At 64.1% G+C, this 25,361-nt stretch carries 35 protein-coding genes; 24 read left to right on the top strand and 11 right to left on the bottom strand.

Going from position 1 to position 25,361, the window contains the following annotated elements:
• Positions 1-7 precede the first annotated feature (7 nt).
• The 9 genes from ACED67_RS16025 to ACED67_RS15985 all read left to right on the top strand — a co-directional run bounded on the left by ACED67_RS16025 (position 8) and on the right by ACED67_RS15985 (position 9,439).
• Complete coding sequence (locus ACED67_RS16025) at positions 8-517, top strand: hypothetical protein (protein WP_395542725.1); 510 nt, start codon at positions 8-10, stop codon at positions 515-517.
• Positions 514-975 carry a hypothetical protein gene (locus ACED67_RS16020; RefSeq protein WP_395542724.1) on the top strand — a complete coding sequence of 154 codons (462 nt, stop codon included), beginning with the start codon at positions 514-516 and terminating at the stop codon, positions 973-975. The genes ACED67_RS16025 and ACED67_RS16020 overlap by 4 nt, the downstream gene beginning before the upstream one ends.
• A gap of 579 nt (positions 976-1,554) precedes the next feature.
• Entirely contained in the window at positions 1,555-1,797 is a 243-nt protein-coding gene (locus tag ACED67_RS16015) for a hypothetical protein (RefSeq protein WP_395542723.1), read from the top strand.
• Positions 1,798-1,812: 15 nt separating this feature from the next.
• Complete coding sequence (locus tag ACED67_RS16010; RefSeq protein WP_395542722.1) at positions 1,813-3,330, top strand: hypothetical protein; 1,518 nt, start codon at positions 1,813-1,815, stop codon at positions 3,328-3,330.
• Between the two features lie 69 nt (positions 3,331-3,399).
• Complete coding sequence (locus ACED67_RS16005; RefSeq protein ID WP_395542721.1) at positions 3,400-4,236, top strand: hypothetical protein; 837 nt, start codon at positions 3,400-3,402, stop codon at positions 4,234-4,236.
• A 1-nt stretch (position 4,237) separates the two neighbouring features.
• Positions 4,238-5,188 carry a phage adaptor protein gene (locus ACED67_RS16000; RefSeq protein ID WP_395542720.1) on the top strand — a complete coding sequence of 317 codons (951 nt, stop codon included), beginning with the start codon at positions 4,238-4,240 and terminating at the stop codon, positions 5,186-5,188.
• A complete protein-coding gene (locus ACED67_RS15995; protein WP_395542719.1) occupies positions 5,185-5,349 on the top strand; it encodes a hypothetical protein in 165 nt (54 codons plus the stop codon). The genes ACED67_RS16000 and ACED67_RS15995 overlap by 4 nt, the downstream gene beginning before the upstream one ends.
• Positions 5,349-7,166: a hypothetical protein gene (locus tag ACED67_RS15990; RefSeq protein WP_395542718.1), complete on the top strand. Its 1,818-nt coding sequence runs from the start codon at positions 5,349-5,351 to the stop codon at positions 7,164-7,166. The genes ACED67_RS15995 and ACED67_RS15990 overlap by 1 nt, the downstream gene beginning before the upstream one ends.
• Positions 7,166-9,439 (top strand): hypothetical protein, encoded by a 2,274-nt coding sequence (locus tag ACED67_RS15985; protein ID WP_395542717.1) that lies wholly within the window; start codon positions 7,166-7,168, stop codon positions 9,437-9,439. The genes ACED67_RS15990 and ACED67_RS15985 overlap by 1 nt, the downstream gene beginning before the upstream one ends.
• Positions 9,440-9,551: 112 nt before the next feature.
• On the opposite strand, the gene ACED67_RS15980 is transcribed toward ACED67_RS15985, so the two are convergent.
• Complete coding sequence (locus ACED67_RS15980) at positions 9,552-9,887, bottom strand: hypothetical protein (protein WP_395542716.1); 336 nt, start codon at positions 9,885-9,887, stop codon at positions 9,552-9,554.
• A gap of 22 nt (positions 9,888-9,909) precedes the next feature.
• Entirely contained in the window at positions 9,910-10,212 is a 303-nt protein-coding gene (locus ACED67_RS15975; protein ID WP_395542715.1) for a hypothetical protein, read from the bottom strand.
• A gap of 157 nt (positions 10,213-10,369) precedes the next feature.
• Between ACED67_RS15975 and ACED67_RS15970 the strand changes: the two genes are divergently transcribed.
• Entirely contained in the window at positions 10,370-11,023 is a 654-nt protein-coding gene (locus ACED67_RS15970) for a hypothetical protein (RefSeq protein ID WP_395542714.1), read from the top strand.
• Here ACED67_RS15970 and ACED67_RS15965 read toward each other — a convergent pair.
• The 3 genes from ACED67_RS15965 to ACED67_RS15955 form a co-directional block, all read right to left on the bottom strand.
• Positions 10,963-11,619, bottom strand: a complete 657-nt coding sequence (locus ACED67_RS15965; protein ID WP_395542713.1) for a hypothetical protein — start codon at positions 11,617-11,619, stop codon at positions 10,963-10,965. The two genes, ACED67_RS15970 and ACED67_RS15965, sit on opposite strands and share 61 nt — an antisense overlap.
• Positions 11,588-12,487, bottom strand: a complete 900-nt coding sequence (locus ACED67_RS15960; protein ID WP_395542712.1) for a DNA-processing protein DprA — start codon at positions 12,485-12,487, stop codon at positions 11,588-11,590. The genes ACED67_RS15965 and ACED67_RS15960 overlap by 32 nt, the downstream gene beginning before the upstream one ends.
• Positions 12,488-12,822: 335 nt before the next feature.
• Positions 12,823-13,080, bottom strand: a complete 258-nt coding sequence (locus ACED67_RS15955) for a hypothetical protein (protein ID WP_395542711.1) — start codon at positions 13,078-13,080, stop codon at positions 12,823-12,825.
• Between ACED67_RS15955 and ACED67_RS15950 the strand changes: the two genes are divergently transcribed.
• Positions 13,079-13,804, top strand: a complete 726-nt coding sequence (locus tag ACED67_RS15950; RefSeq protein WP_395542710.1) for a hypothetical protein — start codon at positions 13,079-13,081, stop codon at positions 13,802-13,804. The genes ACED67_RS15955 and ACED67_RS15950 overlap by 2 nt on opposite strands.
• A 314-nt stretch (positions 13,805-14,118) precedes the next feature.
• Here the strand turns inward: ACED67_RS15950 and ACED67_RS15945 are convergent, their stop codons facing one another.
• The 5 genes from ACED67_RS15945 to ACED67_RS15925 all read right to left on the bottom strand — a co-directional run bounded on the left by ACED67_RS15945 (position 14,119) and on the right by ACED67_RS15925 (position 16,714).
• Positions 14,119-14,628, bottom strand: coding sequence for a hypothetical protein (locus ACED67_RS15945; RefSeq protein ID WP_395542709.1), 510 nt, complete (start codon positions 14,626-14,628; stop codon positions 14,119-14,121).
• Positions 14,625-15,284, bottom strand: coding sequence for a hypothetical protein (locus tag ACED67_RS15940; protein ID WP_395542708.1), 660 nt, complete (start codon positions 15,282-15,284; stop codon positions 14,625-14,627). The genes ACED67_RS15945 and ACED67_RS15940 overlap by 4 nt, the downstream gene beginning before the upstream one ends.
• Before the next feature lie 2 nt (positions 15,285-15,286).
• Positions 15,287-16,018, bottom strand: a complete 732-nt coding sequence (locus ACED67_RS15935) for a phage antirepressor KilAC domain-containing protein (protein ID WP_395542924.1) — start codon at positions 16,016-16,018, stop codon at positions 15,287-15,289.
• A gap of 5 nt (positions 16,019-16,023) precedes the next feature.
• The gene (locus tag ACED67_RS15930; protein ID WP_395542707.1) at positions 16,024-16,461 is read right to left on the bottom strand and encodes a hypothetical protein; all 438 of its coding nucleotides are present in this window, start codon (positions 16,459-16,461) and stop codon (positions 16,024-16,026) included.
• A 64-nt stretch (positions 16,462-16,525) separates the two neighbouring features.
• The gene (locus tag ACED67_RS15925) at positions 16,526-16,714 is read right to left on the bottom strand and encodes an Arc family DNA-binding protein (protein WP_395542706.1); all 189 of its coding nucleotides are present in this window, start codon (positions 16,712-16,714) and stop codon (positions 16,526-16,528) included.
• 135 nt (positions 16,715-16,849) lie between these two features.
• On the opposite strand from ACED67_RS15925, the gene ACED67_RS15920 reads away from it, so the two are divergent.
• The 3 genes from ACED67_RS15920 to ACED67_RS15910 are packed head-to-tail and all read left to right on the top strand — an operon-like array spanning position 16,850 to position 18,560.
• Entirely contained in the window at positions 16,850-17,533 is a 684-nt protein-coding gene (locus ACED67_RS15920; RefSeq protein WP_395542705.1) for an Arc family DNA-binding protein, read from the top strand.
• A 20-nt stretch (positions 17,534-17,553) separates the two neighbouring features.
• Positions 17,554-17,808, top strand: coding sequence for a hypothetical protein (locus ACED67_RS15915; protein ID WP_395542704.1), 255 nt, complete (start codon positions 17,554-17,556; stop codon positions 17,806-17,808).
• A 14-nt stretch (positions 17,809-17,822) separates the two neighbouring features.
• A complete protein-coding gene (locus ACED67_RS15910; RefSeq protein WP_395542703.1) occupies positions 17,823-18,560 on the top strand; it encodes a hypothetical protein in 738 nt (245 codons plus the stop codon).
• A gap of 7 nt (positions 18,561-18,567) precedes the next feature.
• Here ACED67_RS15910 and ACED67_RS15905 read toward each other — a convergent pair whose 3' ends face one another.
• Positions 18,568-18,786, bottom strand: a complete 219-nt coding sequence (locus ACED67_RS15905; protein WP_395542702.1) for a hypothetical protein — start codon at positions 18,784-18,786, stop codon at positions 18,568-18,570.
• Between the two features lie 179 nt (positions 18,787-18,965).
• On the opposite strand from ACED67_RS15905, the gene ACED67_RS15900 reads away from it, so the two are divergent.
• From ACED67_RS15900 to ACED67_RS15855, 10 genes are all read left to right on the top strand, one after another.
• On the top strand, positions 18,966-19,859 hold the full coding sequence (locus ACED67_RS15900; protein ID WP_395542701.1) for a hypothetical protein: 894 nt from the start codon (positions 18,966-18,968) through the stop codon (positions 19,857-19,859).
• A 51-nt stretch (positions 19,860-19,910) separates the two neighbouring features.
• Positions 19,911-20,954, top strand: coding sequence for a hypothetical protein (locus tag ACED67_RS15895; RefSeq protein WP_395542700.1), 1,044 nt, complete (start codon positions 19,911-19,913; stop codon positions 20,952-20,954).
• Positions 20,955-21,026: 72 nt separating this feature from the next.
• The gene (locus ACED67_RS15890; RefSeq protein WP_395542699.1) at positions 21,027-22,673 is read left to right on the top strand and encodes a hypothetical protein; all 1,647 of its coding nucleotides are present in this window, start codon (positions 21,027-21,029) and stop codon (positions 22,671-22,673) included.
• A 38-nt stretch (positions 22,674-22,711) separates the two neighbouring features.
• Complete coding sequence (locus ACED67_RS15885) at positions 22,712-23,080, top strand: hypothetical protein (protein WP_395542698.1); 369 nt, start codon at positions 22,712-22,714, stop codon at positions 23,078-23,080.
• 1 nt (position 23,081) lies between these two features.
• Positions 23,082-23,501, top strand: a complete 420-nt coding sequence (locus tag ACED67_RS15880; RefSeq protein ID WP_395542697.1) for a hypothetical protein — start codon at positions 23,082-23,084, stop codon at positions 23,499-23,501.
• Positions 23,498-24,028, top strand: coding sequence for a glycoside hydrolase family 108 protein (locus ACED67_RS15875; RefSeq protein ID WP_395542696.1), 531 nt, complete (start codon positions 23,498-23,500; stop codon positions 24,026-24,028). The genes ACED67_RS15880 and ACED67_RS15875 overlap by 4 nt, the downstream gene beginning before the upstream one ends.
• The gene (locus ACED67_RS15870) at positions 24,028-24,324 is read left to right on the top strand and encodes a hypothetical protein (protein WP_395542695.1); all 297 of its coding nucleotides are present in this window, start codon (positions 24,028-24,030) and stop codon (positions 24,322-24,324) included. The genes ACED67_RS15875 and ACED67_RS15870 overlap by 1 nt, the downstream gene beginning before the upstream one ends.
• A gap of 10 nt (positions 24,325-24,334) precedes the next feature.
• Positions 24,335-24,523, top strand: a complete 189-nt coding sequence (locus ACED67_RS15865) for a hypothetical protein (RefSeq protein WP_395542694.1) — start codon at positions 24,335-24,337, stop codon at positions 24,521-24,523.
• Positions 24,524-24,532: 9 nt separating this feature from the next.
• A complete protein-coding gene (locus tag ACED67_RS15860; protein WP_395542693.1) occupies positions 24,533-24,814 on the top strand; it encodes a hypothetical protein in 282 nt (93 codons plus the stop codon).
• Positions 24,807-25,361: hypothetical protein (locus tag ACED67_RS15855; protein ID WP_395542692.1), on the top strand; the 555-nt coding region annotated here is incomplete at its 3' end. The genes ACED67_RS15860 and ACED67_RS15855, both read left to right, overlap by 8 nt.

Raw genomic sequence — 25,361 nt, 5'->3', positions numbered from 1 at the left:
GGCAGCCATGCAGCCCAAGCACTTCATGCAGTTGATCGGCCAGCAGGCGGGGGAGACCTCGCGCAATGCCAAATACGACCCGGCCCACTGCGACACCGTCCGCTTGCTCGCCCAGGGTGGCGAGTTCCCCGAGGCCTGGTGCGCGACGATCGGCGTCACCCCCCAGACCATGCGCAATTGGGCTGCCGAGCATGAGGAATTCCGCGAGGCGATCATTCAGGGCCGCATCCTCCTGCAAACCTTCTGGACCCGCGACATCGTCGAGAACCGCACCAACCCGAACGCCAAGCCCGGCCTCTACAGCCTGATCGCGCGGCGGTTCCGCGACCTCTATGGCCGAGACGGCGGCGTCGACCTGACCGCCTGGTTCCTCAACGAGAAGCAACCCACCGTCGCGACAGAGGCCCCGGCCGGCGCGGGGGCGATCCACCCACCCACCATGTCCGACGACGCGCTCCAACGCCGCCTCGATGAGCTGCGCCGTCGCGACGACATCAACAGGGAGAGCGAAGCATGACCACCCCCGAAGAACTGGACGCGCTGCCCGTCGAACTGTCTGTGGCGCAGACGAAAATCATCGACCTGCGCGCCCGTGTCGCTGAGTTGGAGCGTTATGGTGATCCAACATTCTACACCAACCGACTACACATTGCGGAGAGCAGTCTGGGAAAAGCGGCTGAATACGCCGCTGAGCTTCGTCAGAAGCTGCAATCAGCCAACGGGCGCGCAAATGCTGCTGAGGCAAGGGCATCCAGTGAGCAGAAGAAGCGCGAAGCCGCCGAGGCCGAACTGGCGCGCCGGGCGCATGTCGAGAAAGCGCTGAAATATGCGGCCGGGTGCGCACAGCAAGAGGCCACGAACTGCGATGAGGTCGGCGACCGGAACGGGATGCGCGCCTGTGAGCGGATCGCGAATTACCTGCTGACAGACTCCACCGCCGACGATGTGCTGCGCGAGATGGGAGGGCGGGGATGAACGTCGCTCATCTCGCCGGGATGGATGATGAGTGGTTTTGGGAGCCGGTGCCATTCGGAAGCGAGGGCGGAAGGATTTGGATCATGTGTGAAGAAGGCTTCGAATATCGCATGATGGCTTCAGGCAAGGAGATGTGGGCGGTCGAACGTCGATCCGTTCGCCCGTGTTCGCGCAAGGAAGGCCAGAGGAATGGATAAGACACGAATTCCACGAGCAACGCGGCCCCTGCGGGGCATGATCGCGGCCTTGGCCAAAGTGCTAGAAGAAAAGGACGCATCCGGGGCAGATGCCTATCTCAACATGACCCGGGCTGAATTCGTTCGCAAGGTTATGGCCGCGTCACATGGTGGCATCAGCCCTGCTGAGGCTTCCCGATGGTATGACCGGCTCATGGATGATGCGGGTCTGCCGCCGGTTATGAGAGGGCGGGGGAATGGGTAACGTGCCGCTGAAGCCCTCCATCTCCGCCAAACCGCCTGCACCAAAGGGCCGCCGCGGCGAGAGCATATCGCTGGCCAAGTCGATCCGGCCCCATGTCCCGGCCAAGTCGCACCCTTGGAAGCGGAAGCGGGGGCAGAAATGAAAGCCCGACTCCTGGCTGACAGTGCGACGGTCGAACTCTTCGACGGCGACTATCGCGACCGCTTCCCCGCTGAATCGCTGGGGGCGAAGCTGAGATTCTATCGCGGCCTGCGCGACAGAGACGCCAGGCCAGGAGGCGGGCCGGGGCCCTATCATAGGTTCTACCAGCCGACGGTCGAGGCGCTGGAACGCGTCGAGAAGATGGTAAAGATCATGGGGGCAGGGGTTGCGGCCAGATGACGGGGCAGGGGCACGATGATCATCGACCCGCGCTTGATCGAAGAGCTGGCGATCCTCGAGGAGATCGACCGCCGGCGCTCGCGTGCCTCGTTCCTGGCCTTCTACCTTCGCATGACCGGCTTCTCGCTCCCGGCCCATGTCAAGCTGATCTGCCGCCTCATCCAGTCGATGGAAGAGGATCTGATCGACCGCGCCATGGTCTTTGCCCCGCCGCGCCATGCCAAGACGCTCCTTTGCACCAAACTGGCCCCGGCCTGGATCATCGGCCGCACGCCCATCTCCAAGCTGATGAGCGTGGTTCACACCGCCGACTATGCCGCCAAGACCGGCCGCGCCGTCCGAAACCTCCTGCGGCACCCGCTCTGGCCCTTTGACGACGTCCGCCTCGCCGAAGACAGCCAGGCGCGGCACCAATGGGCCACACCGCAGGGGGGCGAATATAACGGGTTCGGCGCCACGGCGGGCAACCAGCACGGCAACCCCGCCGAATGGCTCTTCATGGACGACCTGGTGAAGGGCCGCGAGATCGCCATGTCTCCGCACATGCGCGAGGCGATCTGGGAGAATTACACGACCGACCTTCTGTCCCGCCTCGAGGGCCGCGCCAAGCAGCTGATGGTCTTCACCCGCTGGAACCAGGATGATCCGGCGGGCCGAATCCTGCCAGAGGATTTCGACGGCCGCACCGGATGGTACAAGGATCGCGCCACGGGCGAAGATTGGTATGTCCTCTGCCTGCCTGCCGTGGCCGAGCGTGACGACGACCCATTGGGCCGCGCCCCCGGCGAATGGCTCTGGCCCGAGCGCTTCGGCGAGGCCCGCCTGGGCGGCATGCGCAAGCGCGGCGGCTGGCAGTGGTCAGCGCTCTACCAGCAGCGCCCGAGCCCCGAAGAGGGGCTGATGTTCACGAAAGACCACATCCAGCGCTTCGACCTGGGCGCGATCGACCGGACCCGGCTGCAGTTCTACATCTCGTCGGACTATGCCGTGACCGAGGAGGGGACGACCAGCGACGACCCGGATTACACCGTCCACATGGTCTGGGCCGTCGATGGCGAGCACAACATCTACCTGATGGACATGTGGCGCGGCCGGACGCAGTCGGATAAGTGGATTCTGGAATGGCTGAGCCTGGTCATCAAATGGAAGCCCCTGCGGGCTTTCGAAGAGCAGGGACAGATCATCAAATCTGTCGGGCCCATGCTGCGCACCATGATGCAGCAGCGCCGCGTCTTCGTCGATCGAGTGCAGATCGCCTCGACCGCCGACAAGCCCAGCCGGGCCCAGGCGCTTCTCGGCTATGCCGCCCTGGGCAAGATGTTCCTGCCCACGCACGAAACCTGCCCCCTGACCTGGCGGCCGTATCTCGAGGCATTCGAGATGGAGATGCTACAGTTCCCGACTGCCAAGCACGACGACACCGTTGACGCGGCGACTCTCTTCGGTCGCGCCCTTGATCGCATTGTTGCGGGCCAGCACCCGGGCAACTGGCTCAACAACAACCGCATGCTCAACGGTCTCCTGACCCACTGACGCAACGAACGGGGGCCCGGTCGCGCGGGCCCCCTCTGACATCCCGCACCCGCCCAAGGAGGCTTTCCCGTGCAGCCCGGATTCACGCCCTTCTCCCCGTCCCACTCCGCCGCAATCGACCTCACCGACCGCGACCTGTCGCACGATATGGCCCCAGTCGCGGGCCGCGGCGGTCTGCATGTCCAGTTCTTCTACATGCAGGTCCGCGTCTCCGATCCCGACCCGCTCAAGAACGGCAGCTATGTCACGAAACTTTGCGTCGCCAAGATGCCGATCGGCGACAGGCTGACCTGCGCCACCCGCTTCATCAGCGAAGCCGAGGCCATGCGCCAATTCCCCCAGCAGTTCGCCCAGTTCAAGAGCACCGGCGAAGTTCCGACCACCGGCACGCCGATCACCGAACTGCCCGGCATTTCTCAGGCCCATATCGGTCTCCTGATGATCCACAATATCCGCTCCATCGAGGATCTGGTCAGCCTGCGCTCCGAGCAGGTGCAGACCATGGGCCTCGACATCAACCACGCCTGGACCGTGGCCAAGCGCTGGGTCGAGCGGCGCGAGGAAAATTCCGACCTGACCGCCTCCGCCGCCCGCGAAACCGCGATGGAAATGGCGTTGGTCGAGGCGAACCGCCAGAAGGAAGCCTCCGATCGCCAGGTGCTTGAACTCAAGGCCCAGATCGAGGCGATGAAGGCCATGGGGGCAGGGGGGCAGATCGTGCCCGGCATGGCCGCAGCCGCCACCATCGCGGCCAATGGCGCGATGTCCGTCGAAGGCGAGACCTTCGATGCGCCCGCGACCGAGGAGCTGTTTTCCGGCGGCATGGCCAGTGGCAGCGACGATCTGAACGACGATCCCCCGCCCGTGACCCGCGCCGACCCGCTGGGCATCAGCAAGAAGAAGTGACATGCCGCGCACGATCCTGGAGATCGCGAAGGAAGCAGCGGAGCGGGAGCAGACAGCCCCCGCTCCGACATCGCTTTTCGACACCAATACCAAGGTCGCCAAGACCCTGCGCATCGCGGCAGGCGACACCATGCGGGAATACCTGACCCGGCTGAACTGGGTCGGAACCTCGGAATTCTCCTCGACCTGGGTCTTTGCCCTGCGCCCGGGCCGATACGCCTATCCCCTGCCGCCCGACTTCCTACGGATCGTGCCAAACACCGAACACCGCGGCGGTTGGCCTCTGGGCCTCGTCGGACCTGCCACGCCCCAAGCCTGGGCCGCATGGCTGCACGGCGGTGTTGCCGCGCCCGCCTCGATGGGCTGGCGCATTCGGAACAACGCAATCTGGATCGAGCCCGTCCCGACCAAGCTGGAACTTGTCGCGATCGAGTATGTTTCGCGCTATCCCGTTGTCTCTCGCATCAAGGCTGGCGATTACGATAGCTGGCAGACCCCCCCAGCGGCTGTCTCGCCCTTTGTGCCGCGCGACGGTCACATCGACCTGCCGCGCGAACTCGACATCACGCCGCCGGTCGAAGGCGAGGGGCATTTCGACACCGCGCCGCCCGGCTACGATGTTGCGGTCTGGGGCCCGGAGACCTTCGAGGAGTTGCGCCGCATCGCGGTCCAATCCGGGATCGCGCCCTTCCCGCAGGTTCGGCGGCCCGAATTCAAGGCTGACGATGATCTGCCTGCGTTCGACGACGACTATCCCCTCTCCCTCGGCATGACCTTCCGGCTGCGCCGCGCCATGGGCAAGGACTATGCGGAGGTGGCGGCCGAGTATGAGGCGGCGCTCGAGAAGAAGGCCGCAGATGACGCGGGCGGTGCTCGGGCCTTCCGCCTGGGCGCAGACGGGCGCAACTGCGACGTTGTTCCGTTGGGCGGCCAGAACTGGCTCGTATCATGAAGCGGCAAAGGGCGAAGGCGCAGCGCCGGGCGCAGGCCTTCGGCAACGGCCAATCCATCGTGTTCCTCGACTATTTCGGCGTTCTGCACGCAGCGCTCAAGAGCGCTCTGACAAGGATCGACGTTTTGGAGAGGACGATTTACGGCGAGAGGGTCCACTGATGGCGAAGTTCGGTCCCGGGGCCCAGCCGGTGCGCCCCATGCCCAATACGAATCCCGGTCTAACCCAGCCACGCTATGACCTCGCCATGGATTTCCTTTCCAAGGCCATGGCATCGGCGCCGCAGACCAATAGCCCGCTTGCCGCGCTTCTGACGCCCATCGCAAGCGCGGCCATCGGCAAGAGCGCGGAAAAGCGACGTGAGGAAACGAGGCAGCGAGAGGCAGCGTCCATCAACGACGCGCTTTTCGGAACGACGGCGCCAAAAGGCACCAGCGGCCCACGATCAGCCACCGCGTCGGCTGCCGCATCTCCGTCTCTCGGTCCCGTGGATCCGAAGTCTCCGGCTGGCATCGCTGACGACGCGATGCGCGCGCTTGGCAAAACCCCGATGCGGCCGTTCCGGGACGCTATTGCCTCAATCGAAAGCGCGGGCAGTGGCGACTATTCTGCGATCGGCCCGAACCACCCCACCCTTGGCCGCGCTCTTGGACGCTATCAGGTCATGGAGGCCAATATCGGCCCTTGGTCAATGGAAGCGCTGGGAAGAGAGGTAACCCCTGAGGAGTTCCTCGCAAACCCTCAAATTCAAGACAAAATCTTCGACTACAAGTTTGGCCAGTATGTCCAGAAATTCGGCGAAGAGGGCGCGGCTCAGGCATGGTTCGGCGGCCCGGGCGGCGTTGGCAAAGTCACCAGGTCCGACAAGCTAGGCACCACTATCGGCGAGTACGGCCAACGCTTCATGGGCGCGATTGGCGGTGAGAGCGCTGTTGGCGGTTCGGCCGACAGCGAGCGCGCTGTGCAGCTGATGGGCATCATGAACAACCCGGAAGCGACGCCGGAGCAGAAGGCCATCGCGGGTAAGATGCTCGAGCGGATGATGACGCCCGCCGATCCGATGGGGGCGGTGTCTGGTGCGCCCGAAGGGTTCATGTGGGCCCAAGCCGGAAACCCGGCTGCGGGGCTTGTGCCCATTCCTGGCTATCAGTCCGCACCGTCTGATCCGACCAAGGGCGCTCCGGATGGAACCATGTGGGCGGATCCCAACAATCCTGCCGCTGGCGTTGTGCCAATCCCGGGCGCGCCGGCAGACCGAAACAACTTTCGGCAGGCGACACCGGAAGAGGCCGCCCGATACGGTGCAACTGGCGGGCAATTTGGGCCGGACGGTCGGTTCTATCCGATCAATCCTCCGTCTGGCATGACTGTCGAGACCGGCCCGGATGGCCAACTGCGCATCGTGCAGGGGCCTGGCGCCGCAAGTGGTAAACCGCTGACGGAATCGCAGGCCAAGTTCACCGTGTTCCAAACCGATATGGCCCAAGCGGCCCAGGTCCTGAACGAGTTGGAAAAATCCTATGATCCGACCAACATGCAGGACGCCATGTCTGGTATCCTCGGCGACAAGTGGGGCAGCTTCCTGCAAACGCCGCAGGGCCAGATTTACAGGTCCGCCGCGCTACAATGGCTTGACTCTGGCCTTCGCATACGCACGGGCGCGGCAGCGACCGAGGGCGAGGTCCAACGGCAATTCACGATGATGTTCCCGCAGCCCGGAGACAAGCCGGACACCGTCGCTTACAAGCGCCGAGCGCGCGAGAACTTTCAGCGGGCCGTCGACGAAGCCCTGTCCGGCGTGCGCGAACCGATCGCCCCTGCCGCGCCGCCCGACCCATTCACCCCCTCCTGGCAGGGTGATGGTGCCGATCCGACAGCCGCCTCTCCGCCCAAGATCACAGACAAGGCGCAATACGACGCCCTGCCGCCGGGTTCGACCTATATCGCTCCGGATGGCATCACCCGGAGGAAGAACTGATGGCTGGCGAAGACCAGTGGTGGCTGGCTGACCCGATCGCCGAAACGACCGGACCGCAGCCCGCGCCAGCCGCCCCGCAGGCGGGCGCCGCAACCGGCTGGTGGCAAGCTGACCCGGTCGTCACACCGCCCGCCCAGAGCGCCGCCATGACCGAGGGCTTGGCAAAGCTCAGCGATCTGACCACCAACCCGCCACCCCCTGAAGCCGGGTGGCTCGATCAAATCCGCCCCACAGCGACCTTCCTCATGGACCGGATGGTCCCCGGCATGGGCACCTATACCGAGGCTGCCCTCGGGCCAGCGCCTCAGCCCGGTCAGCAAACGGTCGGCGAAGCGATCTACGGTAACGTCGTCGGAAACCCCGACGACGGCATCACCAACACCGGAGAAGCCCTCCGCACATGGCTGCGCCGCGCCGGCGAGACCATGACGCTCGGCGTCATCGGCGACGAGGCCCATGCGATACTCTCGTCCAAGCTGACCGGTCGAGACTATGACGCCGAACTCGCCCGCCTCCGCAAGGAGGAAGAAGGCATGAGCGGTGTCGGTCGCCTCTCCGCTGACCTCGTCGGCGGCGCCCTGCCAGCCTTCACCGGCGTCGGAATCGCAGCAAAGGCGCCATCGCTCATGAAGGCCGCAGCTCGCGGCGTGGGGTTGGGTGCTGGTGCTGGTGCGGTCCAAGGGTTCATGGAAGGCGAGGGTGATCTTTCGCGGCGGGCGCTTGCGGCTGCTATGTCGGCAGGAGTTGGCGGCTCTATGGGCGGCGTGATCCCCTTTGCCGGTCACGTCGCGGGCAAGGTGGGGCGGGCTGGTGCGGAATGGCTCGGCAACCGCAGGCTGGCGTATTCTGCCTCCGATGCCCTGGGCATCAGTCCGCAGACAGCCCGCGGCCTTTCCGACACGCTCGGCGTCGACGATCCCGCCGCTATCCGCGCCTATCTCGACCAAGCGGGGCCAGACGCCATGCTGGCCGATGCCAGCCCGGCCGCAGCCGGTGCGCTGGATGCCGCCATGCAATCTCCAGGCCGCGCCGCGCGGATCGCACATGACCGGGTGACGGGCCGTGCCAGCGAGTCGGCGCGCCGGTTGGAAGACGCTTTGGACGGCGCGATGGGTCCAGCGCAGGGCGCCCGCGCTCTGAGCGATGATATTCGCATCGGCTCGGCCCCGGCCCGCGCGGCGGCCTATGACGCGGCCTATGCCGCGCCAATCGACTATTCCGGCGATGCAGGTCGCCAGATCGAGGATCTTCTGAGGCGCGTTCCGGACGCCGCCATCCGGCGCGCCAATGAACTGATGGCGCTGGAAGGCAACCAGAGTGCCCAAATCCTCGCAGAGGTCGGAAAGGACGGAACCGTCAGCTTTTTCCGGCTGCCGGACGTGCGCCAACTCGACTACATCACCCGGGCGCTTGGTGATGTCGCCGCGGCCGCAGATGGCCAAGGCAAACTCGGTGGCACCACAGCCATGGGCCGTGCCGTCGGGAATCTGTCCCGAGAACTCCGCGGCGCGCTGCGGACGGCCGTTCCAGAATACGGCGCGGCGCTCGACGTCGCCAGTGACGCGATCTCGGAGCGCAACGCTCTCGACCTGGGCCAGAAAATCTTTTCGCCTCGCACCACCCGCGAAGAGGTGTTTGACGCGCTGCAGGGAGCCTCGAAAGCCGAGGTCGACGCGATGAAGCGCGGCGCGCGCTCCTTCATCGACGAGAAGCTCGCCAATGTCCGTGCCGTGATCTCAGACCACAGCATCGAGCCGCGGCAGGCCATGGAAGCGCTGCGCCAACTCGGATCGCCTGCCTCCCAGGCCAAACTGGCCGCTCTCCTCGGCGACGCCTGGCCCGGACTTCGTGCCGAACTGTCAAAGGCCTCGCGTGCCCTTGCGCTGCGCGCCAGGACGTCCGGAAACTCGGCAACCTTCGCCCGCAATACTGCGAACGACGCATTGAAGGATGCGATCGAGCCGAACCTTCTGCGGCAGGTCAAGCCACTGGCATGGGCCAAGGAGTCGCTCGCCACCGCAATGGGCGCCAGCCGTCGCGCGGTGAACCGCATGACCGCCGATTCCAAAGCCGAACTCGCTGACCTGCTGACGCAGCCAGGCGCGGCTCAGGCGATCATGGACGCGATGGAAGGGGCAAGAGGCAAGTTCGCCGTCGGTCCCGAAGCGGCCAAGCTGCCGAATTTCGCGATGCAATCGCTTCTCGCGGCCATGGCTCCGACTGGCGCTGCAAGCGCCGGGCAGGGCGTCGCGAACTGGCTGCAGGGAAGGTGAGACATCAGAATCCCCGCTGGACCAGCGGCGGGTGATCCCCCCGGTTCTCCTCCCGGGGCAAAAGTCGCAGGCGGTCGATGCGGGCCGACCGCCTGCGGCGAGTGGGGGCGGTTCAGCGGTCAGTGTCGTCGGGGGGATTGCGGCGGAACAGGCGGGCAAGGCCGGAAAAGGTGAAGTAGCTGAAGAGCATGCCGAGCACGATCGTTTCTAACGATATCGAGAAGAGCCGAAGCCACAATGGCGACCACGGCGAAAAAGCGCCACCGCCGACGATCCCGAACAGACTCAGTCCAAATATCAGATACCACCAAGGCGGCTCGCCTTGCTCGAGTTCGGCGCGATTCCCCAGAACGAAAATCGCTGCGATCGGGATCAGAACGAATCCTGCCGCAAACGCAGCTGCCAGCGGCAACGCGAACTGTTCAACCAGGGCTCGGGCTGTACCCATTTCTACGACGTTGCGGACTGGGTCATGGCTTTCGCTTTAGCGCCATACTGTGCCAGCCGACGAAAAGGCTCAGCGATAGAGCCAGAAGTACCTGAGGCCAGACAATAGGAAGCTGTTCCGCCGAAAGCATGTTGTCGATTCTGGCGGAGTAGCCACCTTCGCCTTCGGCAAAGCCGCGAACGAAAAAAGCAATCACTCCGGCGACCGCGACAGATACCACGGTAGAGACGGGGGTGAGTTGCGCCCGGAAAATCTTACGGCCCAACCACGCGATGAGCAGGATCGGTATCGCCCCGGATACCCACATGGTAAACAGCGACACCATCCAGTGCGTCCTCCATCGAATGAACGATTAGGATCGTCTGTGTTCTACGCCAAGGTCAAGACGGCAAATTTTCCGGCAGCTTTGCATTGCGGGCGTTTGGGTCGAAACCTAGGTCTGAAAGATGAAGCACCGAGGTTTCAGCGATCGACCGGCACGCATGGCTGGAAAGGTGCCCTTGGCGGGCAGGGCCGTGCGGCAGCGTCCGACTCCGGCCGTCACGCGGATCATTCCCGGGCTGCGGGCAGAGCTGGACAGGTTGGGCCTGAGGCGCGTCAGGCTCGATGTCGAGACGGGTGTCGACTGGCAGGGGGCATTTGCCATGGGTCGCGATGGTGCGCTCGAGATCGTCATCGGCGCGGCGCTGGACCCGATGGCGACCTTACATCACGAAGTGATTCATGCGATGCGGCACATGGGGCTTTTCTCCGCTGCCGAGTGGCGCGCGCTCGAGTTGGCCGCACCGGCGTGGATCGCAGAGCACGACATTGCGGCGCGGTATCCGGGTTTACCTGCGGCAATGCTGGTCGAAGAGGCCATAGCCGAACAATTTGCGGCGGCGCTGGCCCAGGGCGGCAGGCCGGCCGGTAGCGCGGTCGCCCGTGCCTTCGACAAGGTGCTGCGGCTGTTCGAAGCTGTCCGCAACGCGATAGCCGGCGCAGGGCTGCAGACAAGCCGCGGGGTCTTTGAACGCGTCAGGACCGGCGAGATAGGGGCGCGGTCATTGAATTCTCAGGTTGACCTTCCTGGCGGCTACCAGGTCGACGCGAAGGTGATCGGCGGTCGGGCAACGCGAGCGACGAACACGCCATAGACGGTTATTCCCGGCCAAACCTCCTGAATCAGGTCCTTGCACACCCGGAAGCCGCATCCGGTGGTCATGACGTCATCCAACATGATCACCTGTTTTGGGCGCGGCACCCGAAGCTTGTCGTCGACAGCGATTGTGGCACGTAGAGCGGCGGTGTCGCGCGGAGCTGTCGAAGTGTGCCGCGGCGGCCTTTCAACAGTCGTCAGAAGCAGTTCCCTTACATCTCCAGTTGGCGCGATCCGGCGCGCAATCTGCGTCATGCGATCGTCGTGGTTAGGGTGCCCCTTCGGACAGGACGGCGGCACGGGGATAAATGCCGAGACGGCGATCGCGCCCGGTTGCAAGCCTTCGCGCAAGGCATCTGCGGCATCACGGATCGCTTTGCGCTTATGGGGCCATTCCGGCGTGCCTTGCTTGGACATCGGCTTTTTCAGATTGTTGATCAGGTTATTGGTGAAGCTATGTGCATACCCAGCCCCTGACGTATACGACCCCATGAAATAGCACTCATCCTCCTGCCGCAGCAGGTGGTGATCTGGCCTTTCCAGATCGCCGACGATCCTAAGGCTACCGTTCCAGCTCGCGTCGGATTTCGGCATAGTCGCGGACTCGAATTGCACCTTCGGCCGCAAACTTTGCGGGCCATTTCAGATCCGGCCTTTCAAAAAGATTGTTCAGGATGAAAAGCTTGCGCTTTTGCTTCAGCGCCTCTCGGGCCTGCACAAGCGTACCCGAGGTCTCGCCAGCTTCGATGATGATCGTGGCCTCAGTCAGCGCCGACATTGTCTTGTTCCGCTCCGGGAAGAAGAAGCGGTTCACGGTCGGATTCTGCGCCTCGTAACGCTCGATCGGAACTTGGCTGATCAAAAGATGATCGCGCGCGATCCGTTCCTGCAAGCCCGCATTGGACTTCGGATAGGCGTGGTTCAGCGGCGTTCCGATAACGGCGATGGTGCGGCCACCGGCTTCGATCGCGGCGGTGTGAGCCGCAGTGTCGATGCCCTCGGCCAAGCCGGAGGCGATCACGAAGCCATCTTCGACCAGCTTGCGCGTGATTGCACGGGCCCGGCTCAGCGCGTCCTCGTCGGGCTTCCGCGTGCCCACCACGGCCACGGATCGCCGACCGATCAGATCCCAATCGCCCTGGATGTAGAGCAGCTCGACCGGATGCGTCGCGTCCCGAAGCCGGGACGGATATTCGACATCTCCGAACAATCGGACATCGAAATGATGCAACTTCCGGCGCAACTTTTCCAGCACGCGACGCCCGACGGAACGGGCTGTATCCTCGTCGACGAAATCAGAAGGCCTGGCTTTGGGGGCGTCTCGGAAACGCTCCGCGATCGTCTTGAAGCTCGCGTTGCGTTCCGACCAGAGCGCCTCATATGCGCCAATCTCGAGAGCAGCGTCGATCGGATGGTTGACCGGCCCCGAGAGCGCCGGCGCGGCCCAGAGGTTTGCTTGCATCGTTCCCGTCTCCCCGTTCCCCCCTTGTCACATTGGCCGCTGGGCGAGGTCAACGTCAGAGTTTGGCGACCCAATGCGACCGAAGTAGGGCAGGAACACCTATCAGAACATTGTGTGAACATCAACGCGTCAGTTGTTCACAAATTGGGCGCCAAGCGCCGGATGACGCTGAGAAAGGCCCTAGAATTGGGGTCGAGCAACGGGTTGAGCGCGATATGCAGTCAGCGACTCTTCGCATCGCGCATGTGCGGGCGACAGGCCGCAGGTTCGAGCGACTTTCCGCCATCTTGCTGGTCAACAGCGATTCCCCCGCCTCCTCTAGCCGCATGTCACTGCTAGCCGGCAGAGGTCAACGCCGAGGTGGCGCTCCATGGACCGATCATCATTTCGAGGATTCTGTAGGCAGCACCGATATCCGGGACCTTTGCCAGGACGCGGATACCCGGCGAAGTCTGATCAGTGCATTCCTCGTATAGATAGAGCCCGTCGGGGGGCCCAGGCAGACCGTTCTCGTGCAGGGTTTGCGACGACAGTTCCGACATATAAAATCTTGTGCCATCCTGAGCCCGGCCGACAACGACGAGATCATCCATGGCATATCCTCCAACATCGAGATCAGAGCCGCGCTTAACGGCGGCGCAGCTCGCCGACTATGTGGCTGCTACCTCAATGCTATCACAACTGGCAATCCTGCGGCAGGCGAAATACCCAGGAGAAGCCCGGGCGCTGATCGTCCAGTATCAGATCGCCCGGAAAGGCATCGCAGCCGCCCTGATGTCGCCGAGCCAGGAAGCAAGAATTCTGGCGTCAACGCGCGTCGCTCTCGAACAGCGCCGCGACGATCCCTCGAGCAGCCCGTTTGTGGCCGACGATGCGCGGCGATCCATCGAGACGGTTGACGCCTTCGAGCGGCAGAGAAATCTGTTCGATCTCGGTGGCGTGCAGTTCAGCATTGCGCCTAGGTCAGACCCGCTCCAAGTCAATGGTGTTGAGGTGAGCGTCGTACCTGATGCTGTTTGCACGGTTTCTTCGCGACAGGGCGGCCGCGTCGGAGAACTATTTGTGCGGTGCGCGATCGGTGGTCAGGGGGAGGCGGCCGAGAGTCGCAGAATTGAGGCCAACGTTCATCTCGCGACGATTGCTCATATGCACGCAGCGGCAAATCTCGAGGATCTGGGGACGCCATATGCTTCGGCGTCGATGGTGATTGACGTGCCTCGCGGGCGCTTGGTTAGGGGGCCAGCTAGCATCGTCAATCGAACCAGGAACATTGAGGCCGCGTGTACGATGATCGCTGCAATCTGGCCCACCATATGACAGGTGCGCGGCCGGGTCCCCCCGGCCGTGCCCCAACGGTTGGACTCGCCCCGACCCGCCATGCCTGCCCCGCCACGCCCGGCCCGGCCTCGCCTTACCTGCCAGACCAAGCCCTGCCTTGCCAAGCCCCGCCTCACCGAGCCTTGCCTGCCGTGCCATGCCGCACCGCGCCCCGCCGTGCCTCGCCTTGCCTGCCATGCCCTGCCGCGCCTAGCCCTGACGGACATCACCTAGCCTCGCCTGCCGCGCGCCGCCAAGCCCTGACCCACCTTGCCTCACCTTACCTCGCCTGGCCGTGCCTGCCGTGCCATGCCTCACCCCTTGCGGGAGAAGGCAATTTTCACCGTGACTTCATCCACGACGCGGATCAGCTGCGCGAACTCCTCGAGATCCTTGTAGCGCTTCCGCCACTGTTTCAGTTCCTCCAACGCGCGGCGCAAAACCATGTCACGGGTATGAGTCTGGGACAGGGCGTGATCGGCTGACCGATAGTGCTGGGCCCCTGGCTCATTGATGTGGACGAAAGCCTTCGTCCTGACGGCAGGGGCATCTTCCCTGACGTAGACGGCGACCACGGCCCGGATGAGGCCTCGCGCCTGCTGCAGCCGGTACTGTTCCGCAGCTTCGCCATCGTTCCATTCGAAAAAAGAGTGCAACGGGCTGTTTGGGTTTCGGGCGTCGGCGACGACATCATTGGGTGTTAGCTCGCCGTGCTGCTGCTTCCGAAGAAGCTCGATGTGCTGCCCGATGATGTTTGGGTCGTCTCGCTGAGCGCCAGCCTGAAACCTGGCGCCTTCCGCGATCTCATAGCGCGCGACTTTCATGCAGCCTCCATCCGCCGTAGGTCCGCCTCGGTCGCGACATGGAACATACCGTGGCTTCCGTCCTTTTCCGGTCTCCACTCGCCGATGCCGACTGCGAAACCCGCGACATTCAGGATGTTGAGAATTTGCTCTTCGGACAAGACGTTGGCGTTGTAGCGGACGAGCAGCTTCGCCGCCCAATCCGCGAACTCGCCGCGATACCGCAAATCGGCCGTGCCCATGCCGACACGAACCAGATCTTCCCGCATCGAAGGTTCATCGCAGAGCAGCCGAACGAGGTTCTGCCGCGCCTTGGTTCCGTCGAACGCGCCGTACACATCGACGTCTTCGCCCAAGATGTGGAACGCCTGCCTGGCTGCTATCTTCGTCAGGCCGTTAACGCTCGTGATCGCGGTGACAGCGGCGGCCTTGAACGCCACCGATGGAAACCCGTATCCGCCGTCTGGTAGCTTGTAGAGCGAGGCCTGAAAATCGGCGGCCGGGTCTTTCGCCTCCTTTGCGCCGGTCGCGCGCTTCAGTTGCTTGTCGAGCATCTGGCGCTTCGCCTTTTGGCTCCACGCGTGCACGATCAGAGGACTGTCGCCGATGATGGTTACTTCCATGAGGCGGATGTCGATGCGGGGCAGGGTGATTGCGGTTTCGGTTTTCACAGCCATGTTCAGTTCTCCACGATGAGTTTTGCGGTTGGTCTGATGACCTTCGCCAGGGTGGCGAGGCCTTTGGGGGTGATGCGGACCTGCTCGCAAATCCGCTCGGTGCCATCTGGACGGAGGACCGTGGTCACGCGATGGATGAGGAGGCCGTCGTTGCAGCGGCGCTGAAAGCCGAGCCAGGTTGCCGAGCCTGGGCGGCGGTAGATCCAGCCGTGGGTCTGCAGCCAAAGGAACAACTCTTTCGGCGCGATGCCGAGGCTTTTCGCGGCTTCGGTGCCGGTCAGGCTGCCGTCGGCGGCGGTCAGGCGATGGTGGGCTTCGACGTCGGACTGCATCGCGTCGACCTTGGCTTCGGCGGCATCGGCGCGCTGCTCGGCCTCGATGCGTTTGGCGGCGTGCTCGAGGAGCAGCCCGGTCAGAACCGTTGGGTCGGAAAGGTCGGGGATGGTCGGCTTTGCCTGCGCTTCGAGTTCCTGCCAGCGATCGACAAGCCGGGCGGTGAATTCAGGCGAAAGCTGTGCCACGACGACGAAGGTGTCGCGCTTTGCGAGGTGGAAAACCGTCGTCGGCTTCGTCGCTGTGGGGATTTCCTCAATCTGAGGGAATTCGATAACTCCACGATCCGCAAGGGTTTCGACCGTTCGTTTCACGTTGTCATGGCGGCGTTCTACCAGATCGGCGATTTCTCGGCTCGACATCGTCATCGGAGCACGGTCGGTGAGAAGTTGCACGTTCATCACGATCACCCGGCGATCCGGCTTTGCGCAGCGACTGCCCAATCATCGGTGCGCCGCTCGAGCACGATGACGACGCGGCCGATGATGCGACCGGCGAATTCGCCCGGCAGGCAGTCGCGCCAGCCCGAGCCATCGTTGCAGCGGTCGCGATCGAGGCGCTCGGCCAGGATCGTCCTGCCGTTCGACAATGCGTAACGGTGGGCGTGACCAATGGTGCGGGCCGGGACGCAGACGGCGAAGGCACGCGAGTCGCCTGCCAGAGGCAAAAGGAAAGGCACATCATCGACGGTGTCGCCGGTGATAGCGCCTGTTTCCATCACGCAGGCCGCGCCGACGGCAGAAGCCGAAAGGGCTGCCGCAAGGGCAGGGGTGGCCAGAAGCACTGCGCGGCGCGCAGGGTCTTCCAGTTTTTCGGGTGTGGTGCTAGGATTGGCCAAGGCCATTTTCGATCTCCAGATGGTTTGTGGTCAAGGCCTTCGGACGCGCTGCAACGCTTCCGGAGGCCGCTTAGTTTTTGGCGTGCGTTTCCGCTTGTTCGCCCTTGCGCTCCGCTCGCTCTCCCAGCGCTACACGAAGGTGGAAGGTGATTTCGGCGTTCATGCTCCGGCCGTTCTCTTCAGCCATGGCGCGAATCTCTGCGCGCATCCCCTTGGGCATTCGAAGCCCATAGGGAGTGTCCTGCTTTCTGGCTTCCATAGCTCCCCACTTAGTTACCAATGGAAGTTAGTTACCATTGGTCGGCATTCTCCGTCAACGTGATTTTAGCTACCAGTGGAAATCATGGTCGATGAATCGAAGTACCCTACGAGAATCGCGCCCTACGGGTTGCGGATGCCCGACGACCTCAAGGCGCGGGTCCAAGCGGCCGCCGAGGCGAGCAACCGCAGCCTGAACGCCGAGATCGTTTCGCGTCTTGAGGCGTCGTTTGGTGGCGATGCGGTCGATCTGGATGACGCCAAGGGTCGGATCGACACTGCTCTGGCGGCGCTCCATGCGCAGGCCGACAAGTTCGAGGCGATCACGGAAGCGGCGCTGGCCGAGATGCGGCGAAACAGAGAAGCTTACGCCAAGGCGCTGCGCTTTGTCCTGGATAACCACGCAACTTTGCCACAAGATCTGCTTGAAAAGACGGTTGAAGCCATCGTTGAGCTTCCGGGTCATCAAGCAATGGCTCAGGTACCTGCATTTCACGAAGACCAGCCCGAGTTCCTCGACGTGGATGCGATTATCTCGCGCATCCGGCATATGGGAATTGCTGACCTGGCGAAGTTGAACCTGACATCTTCTCAATGGCGTATGGTCGTCGCGCGGATGGCTGAGGGCGGCCCCGAAGAGGCCAGTGTCGCCGTTCTGATGGATGATTTGCTCGCCAGGCACGGGCTGATCGACAATGCAGATCGTCGTGTGAGCGTCGATGATCTCGTTCAACGCATTTCATCGGAAAACACGGCTCCCTCGCCGCAGCGGACAGGCGGGAAGCGCAAGATCACGATCAGGGGCGGGCAGGGCGGTTGAGGTAGCAGAGGCGGGCTGTGATGGGTATTGCGGAGATACAGAACGAGAAGACGCGCTACCTGTCTGCGGCGCTTCAGCAGTGTTCGGTCGCGTGCTTCGCGGCTGGTTTTGCGACGCCGATCTTCGCGCAACTGCTCGACGTGGCCCGGGACATGAGCGAGCTGGGTGTGGCCCGGGTGGGTTTCGGCCTGATCCTTTGGGTTATCGCGGGGTTCGTCCTATATTCCCTTGGTCTGCACCAGCTCGGCAACCTGATTGTTGATGACGAGTCCTGACGCCGGAGGGTCCGATGCTCTACATCATTGTGTACATCGTTATCCCGATCCTGATTGTCGGGATCGCGTACACGGCGAGTGTCAGGAATTCTCGGGCGGTTCAGCGCACGCGAGATGAGTTGAGACGCAGACAAACGGTAGCTGATCGGGACGGCGGGCGAGTGCGCGTCAGCTCTTTTTTGGATCGCTCCGCGAGGTCAAAGGTCAAGTCAACGTCCCGCGACGAGGTCACTTTCGTACGTTCGATCCGCAACGCACCTGAAGGCGACAGTGAGACGTGGCTCCCTCCGATAGCAGCATCTTTTGCCGACGATGATGAAGATCGGCCGGCAGCAGCGCCTTCAGGGGGCAAAAAGGAAGAGATGAGGGTCGCTGCTTTTCGGGTCGCACCTGTCGCGGCTGCCGCCGCCGTGCGCGCTGCCGCTCCGCTCGCCAATCCGGGAAAAGGTTCACGCGTAGTTCGGAGAGGCGCCGACAAGTCAACAGGGAGGTTTGAACCGGATTTGGGCCCATTCCCCAATCTTCTGTCGGTGCAAGTGATTGGTGCTACGCCTGATATTGCAGCAATCGCTCGAGAGGCGAAGGTTGCCCCTCTCGAAGTCATTCGAGAGTCGAAAATCGGTGAGCCGGTCTGGCGTGCGGTTCTTATGCATTTGGCATCCAGCGGCACTGAGGGTATAAATTATGCCCGCGTGATTGAGCTGGCTTTGATTGCCGAGGGTAAGATCGCTGGGCCGGAAGTCAGGCCGTGATTTGCTCTCATCGACCGAATGCGTCTTTTGCGCTCTCGGCGTCCTGACCCCTGATCAGGATATACCCTTCGCGCTCCAGCAGAGCCAAGTCCGCGGGTTCGCTGTGATCTAACGGAATCGGGTCTTCCCAGTCCCAGTCCTCGCTGATCTTTGGCAGGTGATCAGGCGTGCTGCGCGCGCTGATGGCCTTGTAGCCATCGCCGCCGCTGAAGATCCAGACTCGCATCGACCGTCCAATCCCTGTGTATGCGGCTCGACCATTCCGCGCGAAAGCGCGACGGTCAAGTCAGTAGAACCGCTCGACCTGGCCGCTCCGCCACCCTCGCCGCACCTTCCCTGAGGCCTCTGCCATAGTCCCGCTGCGAGCGGGCCGCGCCCGCGCCAACCAGCACGGGAACAGAGACCATGTCGACAAAACACCTGATCATCGCCCACACGCTTCTTGCGGCCGCGGGCACCTTCACCGTCCCTTATCCGAACGGCATCCAGCCCGAGGACATTCTGGGCGGCACCGATCACATGATCGTTTCGAACCAGGGCCGGACGCTTTTCGCGAAATCCGGCGACTTCAACGTGACGCCTGGTGCCTCGACCATCAGCATCACTCTGGTTGCCGCGCAATTTGCCGCGGGCACGCCCCTGTATCTGCACCTTGATCGTGCGGACACCGTTGGCGAGTTCCCGGTCGTTCCCGATGTCGCGAACGCGGACAAGATGAGCCTCGCTGATATGGTCAAGATCAACCTGGGCGTCCCGTCGACCGCTGTCTCGACCGCCGTCTGCGCCTCGCAGGCCGCGACGGCTCTTGGTGGCTTGGGCACCGGCATCAACGGCACCCTTGCGGCGAACGGCGTCGCAACCTTCGCCACGCCCCGGAATGTCGTCGCGGCGTGGACCGGCACCGCTGTGCTGACCGTCACCGGCACCGACGAGTATGGCAATGTGCTGCGCGAGTCCTCGGCCTCCGGCACCTCGTTCACCGGCAAGAAGGCCTTCAAAACTGTCACTGGCATCTCGGTCTCTGCCGATGTCACCGGCCTGACCGTCGGCAATGGCACCGTTCTGGGTCTGCCGGTCGTGCTGCCCGATGCCGGCGACGTGTTGAAGGAAATTCAGGACGGGGTCGGGGCGACCGCCGGGACCATCGCGGCCGCCGATGCCAACACGCCGACGGCGACCACGGGCGACATTCGCGGCACCTATGCCCCGAACTCGGCCCCGAACGGCGCGCGCCGCTATGAGCTGATCATCGCCTCGCGCGCCCCGACCTATAAGGGCGGCGCCCAGTACGCGGGCTGATCGCTGACCGAAGACCAAATGACCGGGGGCTAGGGCCCCCGGTTGTCCATCATGAGCCAGGCGGTCCACATGCCCTACAACCCCATCTCCGGCATTTTCACCCGCGTCTGGAAATTCATCGACCAGTTCGACATTGACGGCGCGATCAAGCGTTCTGACCTCGACGACGCGCTGGATGATTTCGTTCCAGCGGTGAATGCCGCCCTGGGAACGTTGGCCGATGCCGAGAATGCGGCGGCGCAGGCGCAGGCCTATGCTGCCGGGGCAGCGACGGCGGGCGCTGCGGCTGGGGCAACAGCCGGTGCCGCAGCGGCCGTGACGGCTGCGGCCCCCTATGCAGCGGCGGCTTCAGGCAGCGCAAACAGCGCAGCCGCGTCCGCAGCGCAGGCCGAGGAATATTCTCAGACTGCGCTCGAGGTTCAGGAAAAGCTGACGACCGGCTTGCCGGGCTTTGTCGTTCGCAAGGACGCGGCCACGATCGTGACGCGGCTTCTCAACGCGGGGGTTGGCATCGAGATCAACGATCCCGACGGGAGCGATGCCAACCTGGTCTTTGCGGTCAAGGATGTGCCTGTCGGCAAGATTCTGGCGAACGGCACACCAGGGGGAGGGAATTTCTTGCGGGGCGATGGGGTCTGGGCCTATCCGGCACCGCGTTTCGCGATCCTTGTTGCGCAGACCGCTTCGGGCGTGGATGGACCTGCGGTGCCGACGTCTTGGGGCACGCTCGACCTGAACACCGAAAAGCATGACGATATCGGGGTCAGTCTTTCCTCCAACAAAATCGTGTTTTCCGAGGCGGGCAAGTACCGGATCAAGGCGACGCTGGTGGCCTATAACGGCTCAGGTGGCGGGCGGCAGGTGCAGCTCCGCATCTACAACGTGACGACGCTGTCCGTTCTCGATCTGGGACAGGTGACGAATTCGTCGACTGCGACTCCCATGACGCTCTCGGTCACCACCCTGGCCTCTGTTGCGGCTGGTGCCGAGGTGACAATTCAGGGTCAGGCGAGCGGGTCGGGCGTCCTGCAGTGCGATGCCGCCGGCTTCGGCGACGAGATCGGCTTGGTTGTCGAGATCGAGCGCATCTCCTGACAATCACCCTCGCCGCACGTCGGCGGCAGGCAAGGCTAGGGTCTCCGCACAAGCAGGTGGAGCACGACGCCGATGCCCTACAATTCGGAAACAGGCCAATTCGAGCGGGTCTGGCAGTTCGTCGACCAGTTCGAGGAAGCGAACGAGATCAAGCGCTCTGACCTTGACACGTCCCTCGATGATCTGGCCGAGGGCATCAATGCCGCGCTGTCGAGCGGCTTCAACTATGTCGGCGACTGGATTGCAGCTGGTGCTTTCCCGACGACGCGGCCCGATCTCGGCAAGATTCGCGCCAGGGACACATGGCGGGTTTCGACCGCAGGTACGGTCGGAGGCGTAAGCTTCATCGTCGATGACTATCTGATCGCGCTCGTGGACAACCCGCGTGCCGCGTATGCCGGCAACTGGGGCAAGATTCCCGCAGGCTACATGCCAGCGATCGTCGATTATGTCGCCCAGGTCGAGGCGGATGCTGACCGGGCCGAGGCGGCGGCGGATTCGATCAACTGGCGCAATGTCGTCAGTGCGGCGGCGCTCTCTGCGCTTAGTTTTACGCAATATGGCGCGGGCTATGCCCATGACTTGGCGCCAGTTCCCTATGTCTGGCAGGACGAGAATTACTCGGCGCGCATCGCCGCCGGGGATCCCCGTTACGTCGCACCGACCATTGATACGAGCGGTGCAAGCGGGGCATGGGTGCGGGCTTGGTCCGCCGTCAATACCTGGGCACCCCCGAAATGGCCCAGCGTTGACGGCTCGCTCTACGCTGGCCCGATTGCGCATGTCGTCCACCGCACTGGCGGCTGGGGAACCTATGGCCTGGCGCTGTTGCAACTGTCCGTCGACGATGTGCTGCCGAGCGGCGAACTTGACAGCGTCATCTCAGCCTGGGGCAGTGCTGCAAACCAGACCGGCGGCACGATCTTTGGCGGCTGGATCGGCGCCAACAGCCCGAACAGCTCCATTGTGGGCCATGTCTGGACCGCTGGACCGGCCGTTGGCTTCGAGGTCAATGCGGGCAACCGATGGGGCGAACTTGGCTTCCAGAGCGACTATGGCGCCCAGCCGCGCTGGACGGTCGGTATCCAGATCGTGCCCGACGTTCTCCCCGCCGATGGCATGGCACCGCCGGCCTCCATCTATCACGGCACCTTCGGCGCCGCCGTGCACCAGTCGATCTGGGGCCACAAATGGCACACCGGCTGGATTACGTCGGTCGACTCCATCGTGGCAGGTGGCATGGGGTTCCACATGCGCGGCGGGTCGGTCCTTGGCAATGCCCCGGGCCATGGCCTCTATATGGACGGCTACCACACCAACGGCATCGTCATCGCGGGCACCCTGACCGACGCCTTCGCGATCACGGGCGCGGCGACGCGGGGCATCAACCTCTCGGCCGGCGCGTTCACCACGGCTTTCCGCTTGGCCGCGGGGCAGGGATTTTCTTGGGGCACGGGCGGCGCGCAACTGTCGACCACCGGCGGCAGCCTCGCGCTATCGACCGGCAACGCCGATGATGATTTTGCCGTCTACGCGAACAACTTCGCAACCCGCGTTATCTCGGCCGATGCGACGGGCGGCGTCGCGCGCACTGCCGTGAATGGCAACACCCCGGTCGCAAAGGCGTCCTTGCCAGCCAACGCGACTGATCTTGCGACAGCAATTGCCCTCGCAAACGCGATCAGTACCGCCCTTAAAAACTTCGGAAGCGGAGCCTGACAATGTCAAGAAAGACCAAACCTGCCAGCGCCGCCCAGATGGCCGAGCGTGACCGCCAACGCCGGGCCGCTGCAGCGGCGGCCGCCTCGGCCGATCAATCCGCGCCGCTGGCCATCGCGCCGGAAGCGCCCCTGAAATCGGCGATGCCGGCCAAGGGCAAGGGATCGCCGCGAAAGGAGACGCCGCAGCAGGCCGCCACGCCAGCCGCTGCCTTTCCGGGGCAGATGATGCGCCCATCGCTCGATCCGGTCAGCTTCGGGGCAATCGGCCTCGATATCTTCAATTCGGCCCCGATCCCCGGCGCTATGCACGATCGGGCCACCGCGTGGCGGGCCATCTGCATCGCCCTGGCGCAGGGGCGCATGACGATCGTGCCTGTCGCGGTCCCTGATCCGTCGGAGGCCTGACATGAAAGACGCGGCGGCCGACATCTCGCGCGACTGGTTGACCCTGTTGTTCGCCGGGTTGGGCATCACCTTCGCCCCGCATGAATGGCTGGGCGGGCTGTTCCTGGCGCTGGCCGGGGCCAGCTTTGCCCGGCACATGGACCCCGAGCAGGACCGGCGCGAGCTGTGGGCCGTGATGCTGGGCGCCTTCCTCGCCTCGCACCTCGCCGCCCTGGTCTGGTCGCGCTGGCCCGATGGCTGGTTCACCCTGACCCCGCCCGTGCAGGTGGTGATGATGGCCACCGGCTTTTTCAGCCGCCGCCTGACCCGCTTTGTCATGCGCCTGGCGGGCCTGATCGAGGCACGCACCGACACGATCGCAGACCGGCTTATCGACCGCATCCTGCCCGGCAGCAAATCCGACAGGGAGAATGACCAATGAAGGGCACCTATGCGCTGGCCTTGCCCAAGGTCCTGGTTCACGAGGGCGGCTTCGTCGATCACCCCGCCGACCCGGGCGGCGCGACGAACAAGGGCGTGACCATCGGCACCCTGAAGCGGTTGGGCATCGACGTGGATGGCGACGGTGATGTCGACGTGGTCGACCTTAAGGCACTGCGGCTTGAACACCTCGAACGGATCTACCGCGTGTTCTACTGGGATGCTGTCCGAGGCGATCTGCTGCCAGCGGGCCTGGACTATGCGGTCTTCGATTTCGCGGTGAACAGCGGCCCGTCGCGTGCCGCAGAGCATTTGCAGCGCATCGTTGGCGTGGCGGCGGATGGGGACATCGGCCCCAAGACCCTGGCGGCGGTGGCACGGCATGATCCGTCCACCCTTGTCGAGACGCTGTGCAACAGCCGCCTGCGGTTCCTGAAGGGGCTGAAAATATGGGCCACCTTCGGCAAGGGCTGGACACGGCGCGTCGAAGAGGTGCGCACCCAAGCGCTGATTTGGGCCGCAAGGTAATGCGCGCCGCCCTCATCATAGCCTTCGTGGCGCTGCTGTCCTGGGCCCTCTGGCTGCGCGGCGAGGCGATCGACGCTCAGGCTGAGGCCGCCGCTGTCACGCGCGAGCTGAACACGGCGCGGGCCGACCTTGCCACCGCTGCCGAGGCCAACCGTGTCCATCGGGCGCATATCAAGCGCCTCGAGGCGCAGGAAGCCGAGTGGGCAGACATGGCCCGGGAACTTCAATCCATGGAGGGACGCGATGCGAGGCTATCCGATCATCTGCGCGCTGCTGCTGGCCGGCTGTGGCCGTGAGGTTCCGGCAGTGTCAGCGGCTCCCCCGCCGATACCGGCCGATCTTCTCAAGCCGCCCGCCGGTTGGACCGGCCCGCAGCCCGCGACCGAAGGCGCGTGGGTCGATGCGGCCTGGGCCGAAAAGCGCGGCCGCCTGCAATGCGTGGGCCAGTTGCTGACCATCGACGAGATCATCAATCCGGCCCAGGCGCCGCAATAGGAGGCAGAGATGCACGAGATCGTTCCAGTTCCTCCGGGCGTGTGGACCCGGCTTTCCGCCCAGGGCGCCTCGATCACCGCGGCGACGTGGCTTGTGAACGGGCCCGGTCCGGTTCGGGTCAATGCGACCAGTGGTGCGGCGCCCAGCGGGACGGCGAGCGGCTACGACTATCCCCCGGGGCGGGGCGAGATGAACGTCGCGCTGGCTGATTTCGCCCCCGGTGTTGCTGGCGCCGCAACCCTCTGGGGCTGGTCCGACACCGGCTCGAGCGTGATGGTGAGCCATGCGTAGCATCTTCGGGCGCTCTGGCATCTCTTCCGGCTTTGGCCGGAAGCGGGGTGGCGGGGGTGCGTTCGCGCTGACCAATGCTCAATGGACGGTCATTGAGCGCCCCGAGGACGCGAACCGCAAGCGCCCGCAGGTTGATATCTACGCCGAACCGCCTGCTGGCACGCGGTTTCTGGCGTCGCGCACGGCCAATCCGAACGGCATCCCGACTTCTGGCAACTTCGCGGAACTGACCTTCATCGGGGTCGGGCATTATCGCTGGCAGGGGTCGTCGCAGGTCACTTCCGCAGAGGAGCAGATCGTCGTCTGGACCGTGGCGTCCGATGTGTCTGCGCCTGTGCCGACGATGGTTCTTGGCGCGCCGAACCCGGCAGTTACCCGCGTCTCGCTGAACAAGCCGTTCCAGCCGTCCGGCGTGCCGTTCGCTCCGGCCTTTACCTATTACGCTGATGGCTCGGGGACGGCGGCGCAAATCCGCCTGTCGCCCCGCGCCGTGAACGAGGGCAATGGCCGCAACGGCGTGACGCCATGGCGGGCCGTTGATCAACTG

The organism is Neotabrizicola paludis, from assembly GCF_044142105.1.
In the GTDB taxonomy this organism is placed as follows: Bacteria; Pseudomonadota; Alphaproteobacteria; order Rhodobacterales; family Rhodobacteraceae; genus Pseudogemmobacter.
This window is presented reverse-complemented; position numbering and strand designations above follow the sequence as displayed.